General features: G+C 61.9%; 12 protein-coding genes. 3 read left to right on the top strand and 9 right to left on the bottom strand.

Features of this window, described 5'->3' with window-relative positions; translation table 11 throughout:
• Nucleotides 1-43: 43 nt before the first annotated feature.
• Entirely contained in the window at nucleotides 44-838 is a 795-nt protein-coding gene (gene mazG, locus RCH91_RS19645) for a nucleoside triphosphate pyrophosphohydrolase (protein WP_306536882.1), read from the top strand.
• Nucleotides 839-1,170: 332 nt separating this feature from the next.
• On the opposite strand, the gene murJ is transcribed toward mazG, so the two are convergent.
• The 3 genes from murJ to RCH91_RS19630 form a co-directional block, all read right to left on the bottom strand.
• Nucleotides 1,171-2,736 carry a murein biosynthesis integral membrane protein MurJ gene (gene murJ / locus RCH91_RS19640; protein ID WP_306536852.1) on the bottom strand — a complete coding sequence of 522 codons (1,566 nt, stop codon included), beginning with the start codon at nucleotides 2,734-2,736 and terminating at the stop codon, nucleotides 1,171-1,173.
• A gap of 94 nt (nucleotides 2,737-2,830) precedes the next feature.
• Nucleotides 2,831-4,399, bottom strand: coding sequence for an ATP-binding protein (locus RCH91_RS19635; RefSeq protein WP_306536850.1), 1,569 nt, complete (start codon nucleotides 4,397-4,399; stop codon nucleotides 2,831-2,833).
• A gap of 1 nt (nucleotide 4,400) precedes the next feature.
• Nucleotides 4,401-6,533 carry a thioredoxin domain-containing protein gene (locus tag RCH91_RS19630; protein ID WP_306536848.1) on the bottom strand — a complete coding sequence of 711 codons (2,133 nt, stop codon included), beginning with the start codon at nucleotides 6,531-6,533 and terminating at the stop codon, nucleotides 4,401-4,403.
• 117 nt (nucleotides 6,534-6,650) lie between these two features.
• On the opposite strand from RCH91_RS19630, the gene RCH91_RS19625 reads away from it, so the two are divergent.
• Nucleotides 6,651-7,292, top strand: a complete 642-nt coding sequence (locus RCH91_RS19625; RefSeq protein ID WP_306536846.1) for a DUF3047 domain-containing protein — start codon at nucleotides 6,651-6,653, stop codon at nucleotides 7,290-7,292.
• 52 nt (nucleotides 7,293-7,344) lie between these two features.
• On the opposite strand, the gene RCH91_RS19620 is transcribed toward RCH91_RS19625, so the two are convergent.
• Both RCH91_RS19620 and RCH91_RS19615 read right to left on the bottom strand, forming a co-directional pair.
• A complete protein-coding gene (locus RCH91_RS19620) occupies nucleotides 7,345-7,695 on the bottom strand; it encodes a YtxH domain-containing protein (RefSeq protein ID WP_306536844.1) in 351 nt (116 codons plus the stop codon).
• Between the two features lie 52 nt (nucleotides 7,696-7,747).
• Nucleotides 7,748-8,551 (bottom strand): lipopolysaccharide assembly protein LapB, encoded by an 804-nt coding sequence (locus tag RCH91_RS19615; RefSeq protein ID WP_306536842.1) that lies wholly within the window; start codon nucleotides 8,549-8,551, stop codon nucleotides 7,748-7,750.
• A gap of 160 nt (nucleotides 8,552-8,711) precedes the next feature.
• Between RCH91_RS19615 and ptsP the strand changes: the two genes are divergently transcribed.
• Nucleotides 8,712-11,066: a phosphoenolpyruvate--protein phosphotransferase gene (ptsP, locus tag RCH91_RS19610; RefSeq protein ID WP_306536840.1), complete on the top strand. Its 2,355-nt coding sequence runs from the start codon at nucleotides 8,712-8,714 to the stop codon at nucleotides 11,064-11,066.
• Nucleotides 11,067-11,129: 63 nt separating this feature from the next.
• Here ptsP and RCH91_RS19605 read toward each other — a convergent pair whose 3' ends face one another.
• Genes RCH91_RS19605 through RCH91_RS19590 form a run of 4 tightly spaced genes read right to left on the bottom strand, consistent with a single transcriptional unit; the run spans nucleotide 11,130 to nucleotide 15,365 of the window.
• Nucleotides 11,130-12,293 carry an ABC transporter permease gene (locus RCH91_RS19605; protein WP_306536839.1) on the bottom strand — a complete coding sequence of 388 codons (1,164 nt, stop codon included), beginning with the start codon at nucleotides 12,291-12,293 and terminating at the stop codon, nucleotides 11,130-11,132.
• Entirely contained in the window at nucleotides 12,294-13,451 is a 1,158-nt protein-coding gene (locus RCH91_RS19600; protein ID WP_306536838.1) for an ABC transporter permease, read from the bottom strand. It abuts the gene before it with no gap.
• Nucleotides 13,452-13,454: 3 nt separating this feature from the next.
• The gene (locus tag RCH91_RS19595) at nucleotides 13,455-14,150 is read right to left on the bottom strand and encodes an ABC transporter ATP-binding protein (RefSeq protein WP_306536837.1); all 696 of its coding nucleotides are present in this window, start codon (nucleotides 14,148-14,150) and stop codon (nucleotides 13,455-13,457) included.
• Nucleotides 14,151-15,365 carry an efflux RND transporter periplasmic adaptor subunit gene (locus RCH91_RS19590; protein ID WP_306536835.1) on the bottom strand — a complete coding sequence of 405 codons (1,215 nt, stop codon included), beginning with the start codon at nucleotides 15,363-15,365 and terminating at the stop codon, nucleotides 14,151-14,153.
• Nucleotides 15,366-15,500: the final 135 nt, after the last annotated feature.

Here is a 15,500-nt window from a genome sequence, read left to right as displayed (position 1 = left end):
CCAGGCGGATGCCCCGTTACGTTTCATGAACGGGAGAGTCACCATGGGAAACGAGGGGGCAGGATTCGAGCAGATTATGGAGATCATGCGCCGGCTGAGGAGGCCTGGTGGATGCCCATGGGATGCCGAGCAGACCCATGAATCGCTCAAGCGGTATCTGCTGGAGGAGGCGTACGAGGTAATCGAAGCCATCGACGCCGGTTCACCGAAAATGCTCCGGGAGGAACTGGGCGATCTCCTGCTCCAGCCGGCCTTTCACGCGGTAATCGCCGAAGAGCGGGGGGACTTCTCCATGGAGGAGGTGCTTGAGACGCTGGCTGACAAGCTGGTGAGCCGTCACCCCCACGTTTTTGGCGACCAGGTCATCAAGACCAGCCACGAGCAACTGGAAAACTGGGAGCGTCTCAAGCAGAAGGAGAAAAAGGAGGAACGAAAGTCGGCCCTCTCGGGAGTCCCCCCCCACCTGCCAGCCCTCATGAAGGCCCACAAGGTGACGGAGAAAGCTGCGCGGGTCGGCTTTGACTGGTCCCACGTGGACGAGGTCTTCGCCAAGGTCATGGAGGAACTTCACGAGTTCGAGGAAACCATGCTCGCCGGCGACCAGGAACGGATGGAGGCGGAACTGGGGGACCTCCTTTTCGCCATCGTGAACCTGGGGCGATTTCTCTCCATCGACCCTGAGGAGGCGCTCCGCAAGACCATCACGCGATTCACGGGGCGCTTCGGACACATCGAAGAGACTCTCCATGGCCGGGGAGTCTCCCTGAAAGATGCCTCTCTGGATGAAATGGAAGCCCTATGGGAAGAGGCCAAACGTCGAGAACGCGGGGGGGATTGAACAGGTTGTTACCGGCCTTTGTTACGTCTTTTCAACATCGTAACCGATTTTCCACAATAATTGTGGATAACCTGTGAACAACAGTGTTGACAAAAATACAAAGGGATACAGTATCGCAAGGTTTTCACTTTCTGCCCATTTTTTAACCAAACTATAACATATTGATTTTATTAATGTTTATTCTTTGCAACCATAATTCGCTACGTTAGCAAGCCCTTATTACACCACAGCGCGCCTATGGCCCTTCGGCGGATATTTCCCTGTGCATAAACGCATGGAATCTCACCTTATCGGTGCCTGCCGGGGAAAGGATCCTCAATAGCCAGAAAGAATCACCGCCCCAACCTCCTCCGGACCTGACTCACCACCTCGCGGGCCTCCTCGCACCGAAGCATGTGGGCAATGATCATGAAGATCACCACACCGACGCCAATCGACCCCAGAAGCACGCCAGCCTTGACAATCTTCCCCCCTGCCGCCGCCCAGTCGGTGAGCCCCATCCCCCACCGGACGGCGAGGGCCATGGGGATGGCGGCCAGGAAGGCCTTGAAGCCGGAAACGACGATCCTCCTCCCGCCGAAGGGGCCGATCTTCCGTCGGAGAAACCAAAGGAGAAGCCCCATATTCCCCAGGGCGGAGAGGGACGAGGCAAGGGCAAGCCCCCCGTGCTTCAGGGGACCCATGAGGAGAAGACTGAAGACCACGTTGAGAACAAAGGCGACAAAGGCGATGGCAACCGGCGTCTTAGTGTCCTTCAGGGCATAGAAGGCGGGGACCAGCACCCGTACCAGAGCCACAAGGGATAACCCCAGGGAGTAGTAGAAAAGGGCCTCGGCCGAACTGACCGCCTTGGCATAGTCGAATTCCCCCCCCATAAAGAGGAGGCTGAAGATGGGGGTCGCACAGACCATGAGGCCGGCGGTGGCCGGGATGGTGACGAAGAGGGTGAGCCGCAGGCCGAAGGCGAGGGAATCCTTGAGCTGGTCCATCTCTCCCGCGGCCGCCTGGCGGCTCATGGAGGGGAGGACCGCCTGGGCCACGGAGACGGTGAAGATCCCCTGGGGAAACTCGAAGAGGCGCTGGCCGTAGTAGAGGTAGGAAACGCTCCCCTGGGGGAGGAGCGAAGCGAGGATGTTGCCGACCGTGATGTTCAGGTAGTAGACGCCGACGCCGAAGACCGACGGCCCCATGAGAAGAGCGATCTTGCGCACGGCCGGGTGTCCCGGGTCGAAACGGAAGCGGATCGGGAACCCCTTGCGCCAGAGGGTCGGGAGCTGCAGGGCCAGCTGGAGAAAGCCCCCGATGATCACACCGACCGCCAGGGCCGTGATGGGGACCTGGAAGCGGTCGTGGAGAAACCACGCGCAGAGGATCATGGAGATATTGAGGAAGACAGTGGAGATGGCCGGGGTGAAAAAGTGCCGGATGGTATTGAGAATCCCCATGCAGAGCGCCACAAGGCTCACAAAAAAGATATAGGGAAACATGAGCCGGTTCAGGAACACGGTCAGCTCGAACTTGGCGGGTTCAACCTTGAAGCCGGGGAACATGAGGGAGACGATGGCCGGCGAGAGAATGATCCCTGCCAGCGTCACCGCCGCCATGACGATGGTGAGGAGGGTAAAGCAGGCGTTGGCAAGCTCCCGCGCCTCCCTTTCCCCTTTCTGGGTGAGCCATTCGGAAAAAGTGGGAACGAAGGCGGAGGTGAGAGCTCCTTCGGCGAAAAAACGTCGGAGCATGTTCGGTATCTGGAAGGCGGCAAAGAAGGCATCGGTGGCAAGGCCGGCACCGAAGAGGCGCGAAACCGCCATGTCGCGCACCATTCCCAGAATACGCGAAATGATCGTGGCAAGGCCCAGCACTCCGGCGGCCCGGGCGATCTGCTTTTTTTCGGACATTGGATCCCCTGAGTATGGCAGTTGAGGGGAGGTTATTATCACAAACAGAGCCGCGGAGTCACGGTTTTTGCGCTGGAGTGGATGGTAGATCCGGCTACGACAGCGTGAAATGAAAGGTGGCCCCCTTGCCCGGCTCACCCTCGGCCCAGACCATCCCCCCGTGTCGCTCGACGATCCGTTTCACGGTGGCAAGACCGATGCCGGTTCCTTCAAACTCGTTGAATGAGACGAGGCGTTCGAAGGGGCCGAAGAGCTTGCCCACATAGGCCATATCGAAGCCAACGCCGTTGTCCTTGACGAAAAATACTGTCTTTCCGTCACGCTCGGTGCTCCCCACATCGATCCGCGAAACCGGTTCCCGTGCCGAGAATTTCCAGGCGTTGGCGAGAAGATTGACCATGACAATCCGCAGGAGGTTCTCGTCGGCATTCGCCACCAGCCCCCCCTGAATGTTGAATTCCGCCCGGCGGTCAGGCTGGGTGTGACGGCAATCGGCGGCAATTTCTTGAGCCATGGCCGTGAGGTCTACGGTGCGGCGGCGCATCTCTGACCGGGTCACCTTGGTGAGGTGGAGGAGATCGTCCACCAGCTGTCCCATCCGGACACTGGCAGCGGAGAGCCGTCCCAGGTAGTCCTTACCCTCTTCGTCGAGGGTATCGCCATAGCGTTCAAGGATGATTCTGCTGAAGCCGTTCATCCCCCGGAGCGGGGTTCGTAGATCGTGGGCAACGGAGTAGCAGAATGCCTCCAACTCACTGTTGGCCGCCTGGAGCTCGGCGGTCCGCTCGGCAACCCGCTGCTCCAGCTGCCGGTTAAGCTGAAGAGAAGCCTCCTCGGCATCCCGCCTCAGGGTGTTCTCCTGGCGAAGGGCCTCATTGGCCCCATGGAGTTCGGCGGTGCGCTCTGCCACGAGCTGCTCCTGGGAATTCTTCAGCCCTTCCAGGGCATTCCACTGACGTCCAAGCTTGCGCGAGTAACCGGCAATCATAAACGAAACAAGGATGAAGGCCCCTCCGTGGCCAGCGATGGTCATGGTCCTCTGACCGGCGAGGGTATCGAAAACCGGTTCCGCAGGGATGGTGACACTGATGCCGCCCCTAACATCCCCTTCCCGAAAGCCCTGCTTGCCATGGCAAAGGAGACATTCCTTCTCTGTCATGACGGGAACCATATACCGAAAGACCCTCCCGCCCCCTGCCTCGTTCATCTCGAACCGGGCCTTGGCTGTACGCTCGAAGGCTCGAAGCTGTTCACGTTCCCACTCATCGGGCTGGTTCTGGGTATTGAGGGGGCGCAGGCTGGTTATGTGAACAAAGAGGTGCTTCTGGTATTTTCCAATGGCCTCCACCTGCTGCCCCACATGGGCAGGATTTATCTTGGTCATGGCAAGCCCCTGTACCGTCACCGACTCCGGCATCATGATGCCGGAGTAGCGGTCCGGCGCCACCGATGCGCTGACCTCCGTCGGCACGAAGAGACCACCGTGGATGGTGTTGCGCAGACGCTCAACCTTCACGAGGGAAACGATCCCGCCGACCTGAAGGTGGGCAATATTCATGGCCTGATCATCGAGGAGCGCAAGATTCCAGAAAAGGGAACAGACGACTATCACGAACCAGACCACCAGCGGAACAACAAACGTGGATACGCGAAGCGGGTTCATGTTACTTCTCCTGCACGGCGGCGACAGAGAACGGGGGATAACTCTCGGTTAGCACCTTGTCGAGAATGGCCCCCAGGGCACCGGGGGACTCGGCGGGGAGCCGGCAGGAGCCGGCGGCGCAGACGTGAGCCGTCACCAAGCTCCCCTTGGCCGGCTCACCCTTCAGAACAAGCCCCGGAATGAATCTCTGCCCGACCTCCCCCAGCATACCACGGACCTCGTCACGACTTCCCCCGACAATGGTCACCTCCACCTCCGGCCCCCGGAGAAGGTCGAGGGCCATGAGGGTCTGGAGATGGGCGGCAGGCTGGCGCTCGGCTCCGGCCATGAAGGCACGGAGGATTTCTTCTCCCGCCTCCACGAAGCTCCCCTCGCCGAAAATCCTGCCGAGGCGGATAAGCACGGCTGCAGCCAGGGCATTTCCCGACGGCATCACACCGTCAAAGGCCTCCCGACTTCGGATGAGGACCATCTCGGCATCGTTTCCCGTATCGTAGAGTCCCATCCCCTCGCCGGAGAAAAGCCTCAGCATTTCATGGGCCAGGAAGATGGCCTCTTCCCCATGGCGTGGATCCAGGGTCGCTTCGTGGAGGGCCAATATGCCATGGATAAGTGCAGCATAGTCTTCGAGAAAGGCCGGCACCTCCCCATCCCTCCGGTGGATGCTCCTGAGGAGTCTCCCGTCGGCCCGCCGCAAATCTCCGAAGATGCGCTCACGAGCAGCCTCTGCCGCATCCAGGAAACGCTCCCCGCCCCCCGCCTGAAAGACTCGGGCAAGGGCAGTGATCATGAGGCCGTTCCAGGCGGTCACGATCTTTTCGTCCCGGAACGGGCGCACCCTTTGCTCCCGATCCGCCAGAAGGAGCAATCGCCATCGCTCCACGTCCGCCTTGAGACTCTCGATTGTCATCCCTTCGTGTCGGGCAAACTCATCGAGGGAAAGGGGGAGGTTGAGAATGCTCGCACCGTCGAAATTCCCTCCTTCGGTCACGTCGAAAAGGCGGCAGAAACGCTCCCCGTCGGCACCACCAAGGATCGATCGCACCTGGCCGGGGGTCCAGAGGTAATAGCGCCCCTCCTCCCCCTCGGTGTCCGCATCGAGGGCCGAATAGAAGCCCCCATCCGGCGCCGCCAGCTCACGGAGGACGAAATCGCAGAGCTCCACCGCCATCTCCCGAAAGGACTCACGACCCGTGGCCTGAAACGCCTCTACTGCTGCCGTGGCCACCAGGGCCTGATCGTAGAGCATCTTCTCGAAGTGGGGAACGAGCCACCGGCTGTCGACGCTGTAGCGGTGAAGGCCGAAGCCGAGCTGGTCGAAGATACCGCCGCGGCGCATGGCCTCCAGGGTTGCCACGGCCATGGCGGTCGCCTCGGAATCGCCGAAGCGCCGGCCGTAGCGGAGGAGAAACGAGAGGTTGAGGGGCATGGGGAATTTGGGGGCCTGGCCGAAACCGGCGTGGACCGGATCGAACATGGTGCCAAGCTGGCGCCGGGCACCATGGAGCGGCTCGTCGCCGGCGATCTCTCCCGGCTTCGCAACGGACAGGTTCCTGAGGCTGTCGAGGATGGCCGTACAGTTTTGGCGCACCAGTTCCCGGCGCGTCTTCCAGACCTCAACGATGCGGCCGAGGATTTCCACAAGCCCCGGCATCCCTCCCCGTGAATGCTTGGGGATGTACGTGGCAACAAAGAATGGCTCCCGGTCGGGAGTCATGCAGACGGTGAGGGGCCAGCCGCCGCTGCCGTTCATAAGCTGGGCCACCCGCATGTAGGTGTCGTCGATGTCGGGACGCTCCTCCCGGTCTACCTTGATCGCCACGAAGTCACGGTTCAGCGCCGCAGCCACCTCACGGTCCTCGAACGACTCGTGGGCCATCACGTGACACCAGTGGCAGGTGGCATAGCCGATGGAGAGAAAGACCGGCCTGTCCTCGGCCCTGGCCCGGGCAAAGGCCTCGTCACCCCATTCGTACCACTCCACGGGATTGTCGGCATGCTGGAGAAGATAGGGACTTGCAGCGAAGATGAGCCGGTTGAACCCGGCCCCGCCATCGGGGGGGAGGGTGCTGCGGTCCGCCGCGAATATCCGCTCCAGCCTGGCCTGTTCATCGTGACGAGCGTCCTTGCCCATCGCATCCTCCCAAGTAATCATCCGTCACATTGTCAACAGTTTACCAGATAATCCGCTCATCAGCCTTTGCCGAATCCGGCTGAATTGCTACACTACAGAAAAAATCCGGGAGATACCATGAAAGCAATTCCCTTGATTATCACCCTCGTTGCAGCCGGTGGCGCGTTGGCCGCCGCGACGGCGGTCGGCCGGTTCAGCACCGGCGACCTGTCGGGGTGGGAGGAACAGACCTTCAAGGGAAAAAAGAAGACTGCCTACACGCTGGTGCGGGATGGGGAACGGACCGTGCTGAGGGCAGAGAGCCACGGTTCAGCGTCGGGACTGGTCAACAAAGTGGGCTTTGACCCACGGCAGCAGCCACTGCTCCGCTGGTCGTGGAAGGTGAACGGGATAGTGAAAAAGGGGGATGAGCGGACAAAGGAGGGTGACGACTACCCGGCCCGGGTATACGTGGTCTTTCCCCGCACCTTTTTCTGGCAGACCCGGGCCATCAGCTACATCTGGGCCAACCGGCTCCCGAAGGGGGCCACCGTTCCCAACGTATACGCTCCGAAGAACGTCAGGATGATAGCGGTGGAAAGCGGCGTCGCCAACGCGGGAAAGTGGATCAATGAAGAGCGGAACGTCTACGATGATTACCACACACTCTTCGGTGAAGAGCCCCCCCGGGCGGAAGCAGTCGCGCTCATGACCGACACCGACAACACCGGCGAAGAAGCAATCGCCTGGTATGGTGACATAACACTCTCGGCAAAATAACGAAAGGCGGGGTGATTGCCCCGCCTTTCCCATTCAGTCTTGCCGCGTTGCCCTAGCCGAGCATCTTCGCCAGCCGCGACTTCTCCTTCTCCAGACGTCCCTTCCCTTCCTCGAATGCCTTGAGAAGGTCCTTTTTCACGTCCTGGGAGATCTCCTTGCCCCGCGCGAGGATATCCTGGGTCTTGTCGTTCAGGTTCTCCACCACGTCGGTAACCTTGTCGCTGAAGTCCTCAACCATCTCCTCGGCCTCGCTGCGCGCACGATTCACGTACTTCTTCACATCGCGGCGGGTCTTCTTCCCCGACTGGGGTGCGAAGAGCAGTGCCGCGCCCGCGCCGAGAATACCGCCGGCGATAAGCATCAACGCGCCGACCACCACTGTGTTGTTCTTTTCTTCGGACATGGATCATCCCTCCTTCCGGGTAATTATCTCTTCATGACAATAATACCGCACTTTAGTGATTCGTCGAGCCCACTTCCGCCCTGAGACCCTCAAGCACCGCCTGCACCTCGGCTACGGTTTCCTTGGCCTGGGGAGACTTCTCGTATTTGAGATAGAGCTCCAGGTACCTGATGGCGTCCTTAACCCGCTCGTTGTCCATGTAGAGGCTCCCGAGGGTCAGGTACGACATGCTGAAGGTGGGATCGAGCCGCACGGCCTCCAGGCACTCCCGCTCGGCCTCCTCGTGCTCGCCCAGGTCGTAGTAGAGTTCGCCCAGGTTGAAGTGGGCCGCGGCGTCGTCCGGGTCCAGCTCGACCCCCTTTTTGAAGGCAGCGACGGCTTTCTCGTGCTCGTCGAGGCCGTACCAGGCGTCGCCAAGGCCGTTGTAGGCAAAGACATTGGACGGATCGATCTCAAGGGCCTTCTCGAACGCCTTGATCGCTTCCTGGGTCCGCTCCAGACTCGTGTATACGAGGCCGATGTTCACATGGGCATCGGAGTTGTCGGGGGAGAGCTCCACCACCCGCTGATAGCCTGCCAGGGCCTCCTTGTACTGTCCCAGCTCGAACTGGATGTCACCCACGGCGGTGAGGGCATCGATATCATCGGGAACGAGCCTGAGCCCCTTTTCGTATTCCTTCAGCGCATCCTGGAGTTTCCCCTCCTCTGCCAGGGCCTCTCCCAGATAGAAGTACCCCTCGGCGTTGTCGGGGGCGCTCTCCACGCACTGCCTGAACTGCGCGGCGGCACCCGTATAATCACCCGCCTCCGCGAGGCTGATTCCCTTTGCCAGAAGCTCGTCGAACGTATCCGCCATGGTCCCTCCCCTGTTACCTTTTTTTTCGACACTATACCAGAGGAATCCATGGTATGCCACCGCTACGGTTGCCGAAGGGGCGAATTCCCTTCACTCCGGCCTTTCCATTGAACGGTTCATGGCTTATAATTAATTCACTTTATCGCGAGGGGCACTGTAAATGGCCGAAGAACAGCTGGAGACGACCGGTCTGCGAACACTGGAGGATATCAGCACCCTCATCCTCAAATCCCACGACCTCAACGATACCCTCGACAACATCGTCCATCTGATTGCGAAACGGATCGGCACCGATGTCTGCTCCATCTACCTGCTGGAGGATGACGGTACAACCCTGCGCCTCGCGGCCACCAAGGGTCTGTCGAAAAGCTCCGTCGGCAAAATCACCATGAAGATCTCGGAGGGTCTCGCTGGCCTCGTCATCGAGACAAACGGCATGGTCACCGCCGACAACGCGCCGCTGCATCCCCGCTACAAGTATTTCCCCGAAACCCGCGAGGAACGGTTCAATTCTTTCCTCGGCATCCCCCTCATGGTAAGAGAGACCCCCATGGGGGTCATCGTCATCCAGACCAGGGAATCGCGCACCTTCCGGCAGGAGGAGGTGAGCACCCTCACCACCATCGCCTACCAGATCTCGAGCATCGTCATCAATGCCAAGCTTCTGGATTCCATCCGTCTGAAGGAAGCGGAGCGGGAGCGGCTCGAAAAGGAACTGGAAAAGTTCAAGGCCATCGGGGCACCGGCGGGTGGGGAACCCTCCCCGGACCAGTCCAAACGGGAGAAACGTTCGTTCCTGCTTATGGGAATACCGGTTTCCGGAGGCTTTTCCCGCGGCAGGGCCGCCATCATCGACCGCCAGACCGAGCACGACGGGATCGGGGTGGCAATGGTGAGGCCCCGCCCCGAAGAGCGAAACCGGTTCAACACTGCCCTCGAAAAGGCAAAGATAGAGACCATCTGCATGGAAAAGCGTGTGGCCGAGCTCCTTTCCAAGGAGGATGCCGCCATTTTCCACACCCACCTGATGATCCTCGAAGACCGTGGGTTCATCGCCAAGATTTTCGATCTGATTGAGGAGGACTACGGCGCAGTCCGTGCCGTGAACGAGGTCGTCGCCCACTATGTGAACGCCTTTTCCCGGATGGAAGACCCCTATCTCAGGGAACGCTCGGCCGACATGGAGGACATCCGGCGGAGGATCATCGCCTGCCTCGACGGTTCGGGCCATGCGCGGCTCAAGCTGCGGGAGAAGCGGATCCTCGTGGCCCACGAGATCCTCCCCTCGGACATGGCGACCCTCGATCACGAAAAGCTCCTGGGGATCGTCACCGAAAAGGGGGACCTGAACTCCCACGCCGCCATCATGGCCAAATCCCTCGGCATACCGGCAGTCGTCGGAGTGGAGGGAATCCTCCAGAAACTGGGGCTGCGTGACGAGGTAATCGTCGACGGCAATTCGGGTCGCATCTACATCAACCCGAGCGTCAAAATAAAGGGTGAATACGAGCGGCTTGAAATCGACTTCGGAGTAAAACGGCGGGAGCTTGAGGAACTGCGGGATCTGCCGGCGGTGACCCGCGACGGGGTGGAAGTGGCGCTCAAGGCCAATATCGGCCTGGTGAGCGACATCCGGGTGGCCCTTGCCAACGGTGCCGAGGGGGTGGGGCTCTACCGGACCGAGTTCCCCTACATGACCCGCACCGCGTTCCCGACCCGGAGCGAGCTCTTCGGGCTCTACCGGAAGGTGCTCGAAGGATTCGCCCCCCATCCGGTAACCATCCGCACCCTCGACATCGGAGGTGACAAGACGCTCCCCTATTTCCCCATGGCCAAAGAGGACAACCCCTTCATGGGATGGCGCTCCATCCGGGTGTCGCTGGAGCGGGAAGACATCTTCCGGGTACAGCTGGCGGGAATCCTCCTGGCCTCGCCCCACGGCAAGGCCCGGATCATGTTCCCCATGGTGTCGAGTATCGCCGAGATCTGGCAGATCAAAAAGATCCTCGGCGAGGTTCGGGAGGAGCTCCAACGGGAGGGGCAACCCTTCGACCCCGACATCAGCTTCGGGATCATGGTGGAGTTGCCGGCGGCGGTGCAGACCGCCCACATCCTCGTCAACGAGGTGGATTACTTCAGCATCGGCACCAACGACCTGATCCAGTACACCATGGCGGCCGACCGGAATAACCCGAAGGTGCGCCGATACTACGACTCCTGCCAACCGGCGGTCCTCCACTCCATCAAGCGGGTGGTGGATGTGGCCGTGGCGGCCGGCAAGCCGGTATCCGTCTGCGGCGAGATGGCCGCCGACCCGGTCATGGCCGTACTCCTCATGGGGATGGGAATCCGCGAACTGAGCCTGTCGGCCCCCTCAATACCCGTGGTGAAGCAGGCCATCCGCTCCGTGGATGCCCGCACCGCGCGGGAGATGGCGGAACGGGTGCTTTCCCTGGTCAGCGCCGGTGCCGTGCGGACCTACCTGGCAGAGGCCCAGAGCACACTGGGGCTCTGACATTTCCTCACTGTTCCCTCCCCTGCCCCCTCCCCGAGACGGGAAGAACCCAGCAATCACGCCTTACGTCGCCCGCAAGGCATCCACGATGTTCATCCGCGCCGCCCTGAACGCCGGCAGAAGCCCCCCCACAAACCCCATGACGAGGGAGAAGAGAAGCGACTTCCCGATGATGCCGAGAGTGAGGGAGAAGGTGAACGCCAGCTCCGAGAAGGTCTGCCAGTTCATGGTGGAGATGGTGACGAGCTGCATGAACGAGGCGAAGAAGAGCCCCACTACTCCGCCCAAAAGCCCCAGGAAGAGGGACTCCAGGATGAAGGCGGCGAGGATGCTCCCCCGCTGGAAGCCCAGGGCCCGCAGGGTACCGATCTCGGTCACCCGGTTGGCCACGGCGGCGTACATGGTGATCATGGCCCCAATGACCGCCCCGAGGGAGAAGATGATAGTGAGGGTCACCCCGAGAATCCGGAGGAACTTGGCCATGGCCTCCGACTGGTCGGCGTAGAAGGTAATTTCCCGCTTCGCCTCCAGGGTGAGGCGCGGATCGGATTCGAGCCGCTCCTTCACCCTCGCGAACTCCGAAGGGTCCCGCAGCTTGAAGATCATGGAGGAGTAGACCGGCCGGCGGAAGGCCTGCATGAGCTGGTCCGCGTCGCCCCATATCTCCGAGGAAAAGCCGGTGCTCCCAGCATCGAATATCCCCACCACGGTCCAGTCCCGCATGCCGAAGCGAAGCGTCTCGCCGATGCCGCCCCCCTGGAACCGCTTGGCGATGCTGGCCCCGGCCATTATCTCGGCGGAGCCGGGGCGCGGCATCCGCCCCTCCACGACCCGCACCTGGGGGCGCATGAGGAGGGAGTTCGCCCCTACCCCCCGGATGATGACGTTGGAGGGCTTGCCGCTCCCCCGCTTGGGGAGACTGATGAGGACCACGATCTCCTTGGCCGCGAGGCGCTCTCCCCCTGCAATCGCCACCTCCGGCTGGGTCTCCACCACGGCGGCCTGGGAGCGGTCGATGCCGCTTTGCACCTCGGTCTGAGCCGATTTCCTGATAACCACTACGTTGTCGTAGGAGCCGGTGTCCACCAGGGTCTTCCGCAGCCCCTCGGCCAGCATCAGCGTCGCCGCGAAGACGAAGACCACCAGGGCCATACCCGATGCGGTGAGAACCGTGGTCAGGCGCCGGGTCCAGAGATTGCGGAAGCTGTAGGAATACGGAATGCCCATCTATCCGATCCTTCTCAACCCATCGGCAATTCGTATCGTCGCCCCCCGCCAGGTGGGGAAAATCCCCGCCACGACCCCCACCACGAGGGCGGCGGCCAGGTCCATCATGATGGTTTCGGGTGTGATGGAGAAGACCGGGAAGAACTGGGAGAGCTCCGTCTCGATCCAGTGGGCCGCCGGAAAAGTGCAGGCCACCCCTGCCACCCCGCCGACGAGGGCTATGACGATGGACTCGCCGAAGACCACCCCCGCGATGTGGAACGCTCCGAAGCCGAGGGTCTTCATGGTGGCATACTCGGCGATCCGCTCCCGGGCGGTCATGGCCATGGTGTTGGCTGCCACCACCATGATGATGACGATCACCACGTAGGAGACGATCTGGATCGCGATCAGGATCGCCTCAGTCATGGAGACAAAGCTCATCTGGAAGGCCTTCTCGGTCTCGGTCAGGGTCTCGGCCAGGGAGTTCCTGAAGATGGCATCCACCGCCAGGGAGACCTCCGCCGCCAGCTCGGGCTTGGTGAGGGAGATGATGTAGTACCCCACCTGATCGGCCCGGCGGCCGACGGTCTTCTTGACGGATTCGTTCAGGTAGTCCCAGTGGAAGAGGAGTTGCGTTTCGTCGGTGTTCTTCTCGGCCCCCCGGTAGATTCCCCGGATCACGAACTCCCACTGGCCGGAGAAGATGGTCCCCCGCAGCGACACCTGGTCTCCCACCTTCCAGCCGAAGCGCTCGGCGGTCTTTCTCCCCACGATGCACCCCTTGCGGTCAAGGACAAAGGCCTTCACCTGATCAGGGTCGATGAGGTACTCGGGGTACATGGCCAGATAGCTCTGGGGCTCAACGGCAAAGTTGGGGAAAAAGTTCTTTTCCTCCTTGTAGATGCCGCCGAACCAGTTTCCCCAGGAGACGTCCTTCACCCCCGGAACCTGGCGGATGCGGTCCTTGTAGGAGATGGGGAGGGGAAAGACGAGGGAGATGGAATTGCGGGTAATGAGGCGGGAAGAGGAGGACGCCTCCACCCCCGCGTACCAGAGGTCAACGAGGGTCCGCAGGAGGCCGAAGGCCACGATGGCGATGGCCACCCCCACGATGGTGAGGATGGTCCGGAGCTTGTGGCGGAAGGCGTTGCGTATGAGGAGCTTGAGGATGAACACGCTCTACCCCGCTCCGTCGGACAGCTCCCCCTTCTCCAGGTGGAGGAGACGGTGGGCCTGCTCGGCGGCCCGGGGGTCGTGGGTGACCATGATGATGGTCTTGCCGAAACCCTGAACGAGCCGCTCCATGAGGGCGAGGATCTCCCCGGCCGATACCTTGTCCAGGTCGCCGGTGGGCTCGTCGGCCACGAGAATGTCAGGGTCGGTTACCATGGCCCGGGCGATGGCGACCCGCTGCTGCTGCCCCCCCGAAAGCTGGGAGGGGTAGTGGTCCATCCGGTCAGAGAGCCCCACGAGCCCCAGCACCGTCTCCACGTGCTCCCGTCGCTGCCGGCGCGTAAGCCCCGTCAGGAGCAGGGGGAGCTCCACATTCTCGAAGGCGGTGAGCACCGGGATCAGGTTGTAGAACTGGAAGATGAAACCCACGCTGGCGGCCCGCCAGGCGGCCAGCTCCGCCTCGGGGAGGGTGGAGATCTCCACCCCGCCGATGGTGATGGTGCCGCCGTCGGCCTTGTCGATGCCGGCGATGAGGTTCAGGAGCGTGCTCTTCCCCGACCCCGACGGCCCCATGAGGGCCAGAAACTCTCCCTGCGCGATGTCAAAGGAGATGTCCTGGAGCACCGGCACGGTCTGGGCTCCCCTCCGGTACGACTTGGAGAGGTTTCGCACGGCGACGATGGGGGGGGTGGTTTCTGCCATCTACTTCTCCGCCGTCTTGATCTTCGCCCCGTCCTTGAGCTTGTCGAGGGGCTTGAGGGCGATCTTGTCGCCCGGCTTGACACCGGCGGTTATCTCCAGCATCTCGCCGATCCTGGCCCCAACGGTGACGGGCGCTTCCGCCACCCGGCTCCCCTTCACGAGAAAGACCACCTTGCGCCCCCCCCGCTCCACCACCGCCGCAGGGTTCACCGCCGTTTTCGGCTTCTCCTCGCCCGGCGCCACGGGACGCTGCAGAAAGGCCACCTTGGCGCTCATCTCCGGCAGTATCCGCGGATCGAGCTTCTCGAAGCGGACCTTCACGAGCACCGTCGCCTTGGAGCGGTCGGCCGTGGGTACCACCATGTGGACCCTGCCCCGGAAGCGCGCTTCAGGGAGAGCGTCCAGCTGGATCTCGCAGGGCTGCCCCACCGTGACCTTCTCCAGGTTCGATTCGGAAACATCGGCCTCCACCTGGAGGGAACCGAGGTCGGCGATGGAGACCACGGCAGCCTTGGCGTTGGCGGCGGCGCCGATGGGGGTGACGATGTCGCCGATATCGGCGTTCTTGGTGAGAACCACGGCATCGAAGGGGGCGCGGATAAAGGAGTACTCCAGGTTCACCGCGGCACCCCTGAGGGCCGCCTCCGAGGCGTCAATGGAGGAATCGGCCCCGGCCACCGCTGCACGCGCCCGACGGTAACGAGCCTCGGCGGCATCATACTCGGCCTTGGCGACGATCCCCTCCTTCAGGAGCAGTTTCTGCCGCTCGAAGGCAAGGGTTGCATCGGTGAGTTCGGCCTTGGCCTCCTCGAGCCTCGCCCGGGAGGTTTTCAGGGTGGCGGCGGCCTGGTCACGTGCTGCTGCGGTATCCAGGTTTTCCAGGCGGGCCAGGACTTCTCCCCGCTTCACGCGACTCCCCTCCTCCACCCCCAGCCACTCCAACCGGCCGGTCACCTTGGCGGCAACCGCGGCCTTGCGCTGGGCCACCACATAGCCGCTGGCGTTCAGGAGCGTGTAGGCCTGGGAAGGGTAAACCTGGGTAATGGTTCCCGTTTCCACCGTAACCGCCGGCGAAAGGACACCGCTCGCAAAGAGGACCATGAGCACGACCACCGCCACGGTCGCCGCAATCCAGTAGCGTGGCCTGCGCCGGACGCCGGAACGGGCAGTGGCACCCTTGTCGATCTTGAGTTTATCCAGGTCTTCGTTCGCCATGGGGGTCTCCGGGGGAAGATTGATGTCGTTGCAGGTGGCACGGCGGTGCAGTGAGAGCATAGCATTAGCGGACAGTGGTGTGAAGGGGGAAGAAGAGACAAATCGAGTAGGGAAAGGCGGACTGATCAGGCCCGG

Origin of the sequence: Geobacter sp., assembly GCF_030834625.1 — a bacterium.
Lineage (GTDB): Bacteria > Desulfobacterota > Desulfuromonadia > Geobacterales > Geobacteraceae > Geobacter.
This window is presented reverse-complemented; position numbering and strand designations above follow the sequence as displayed.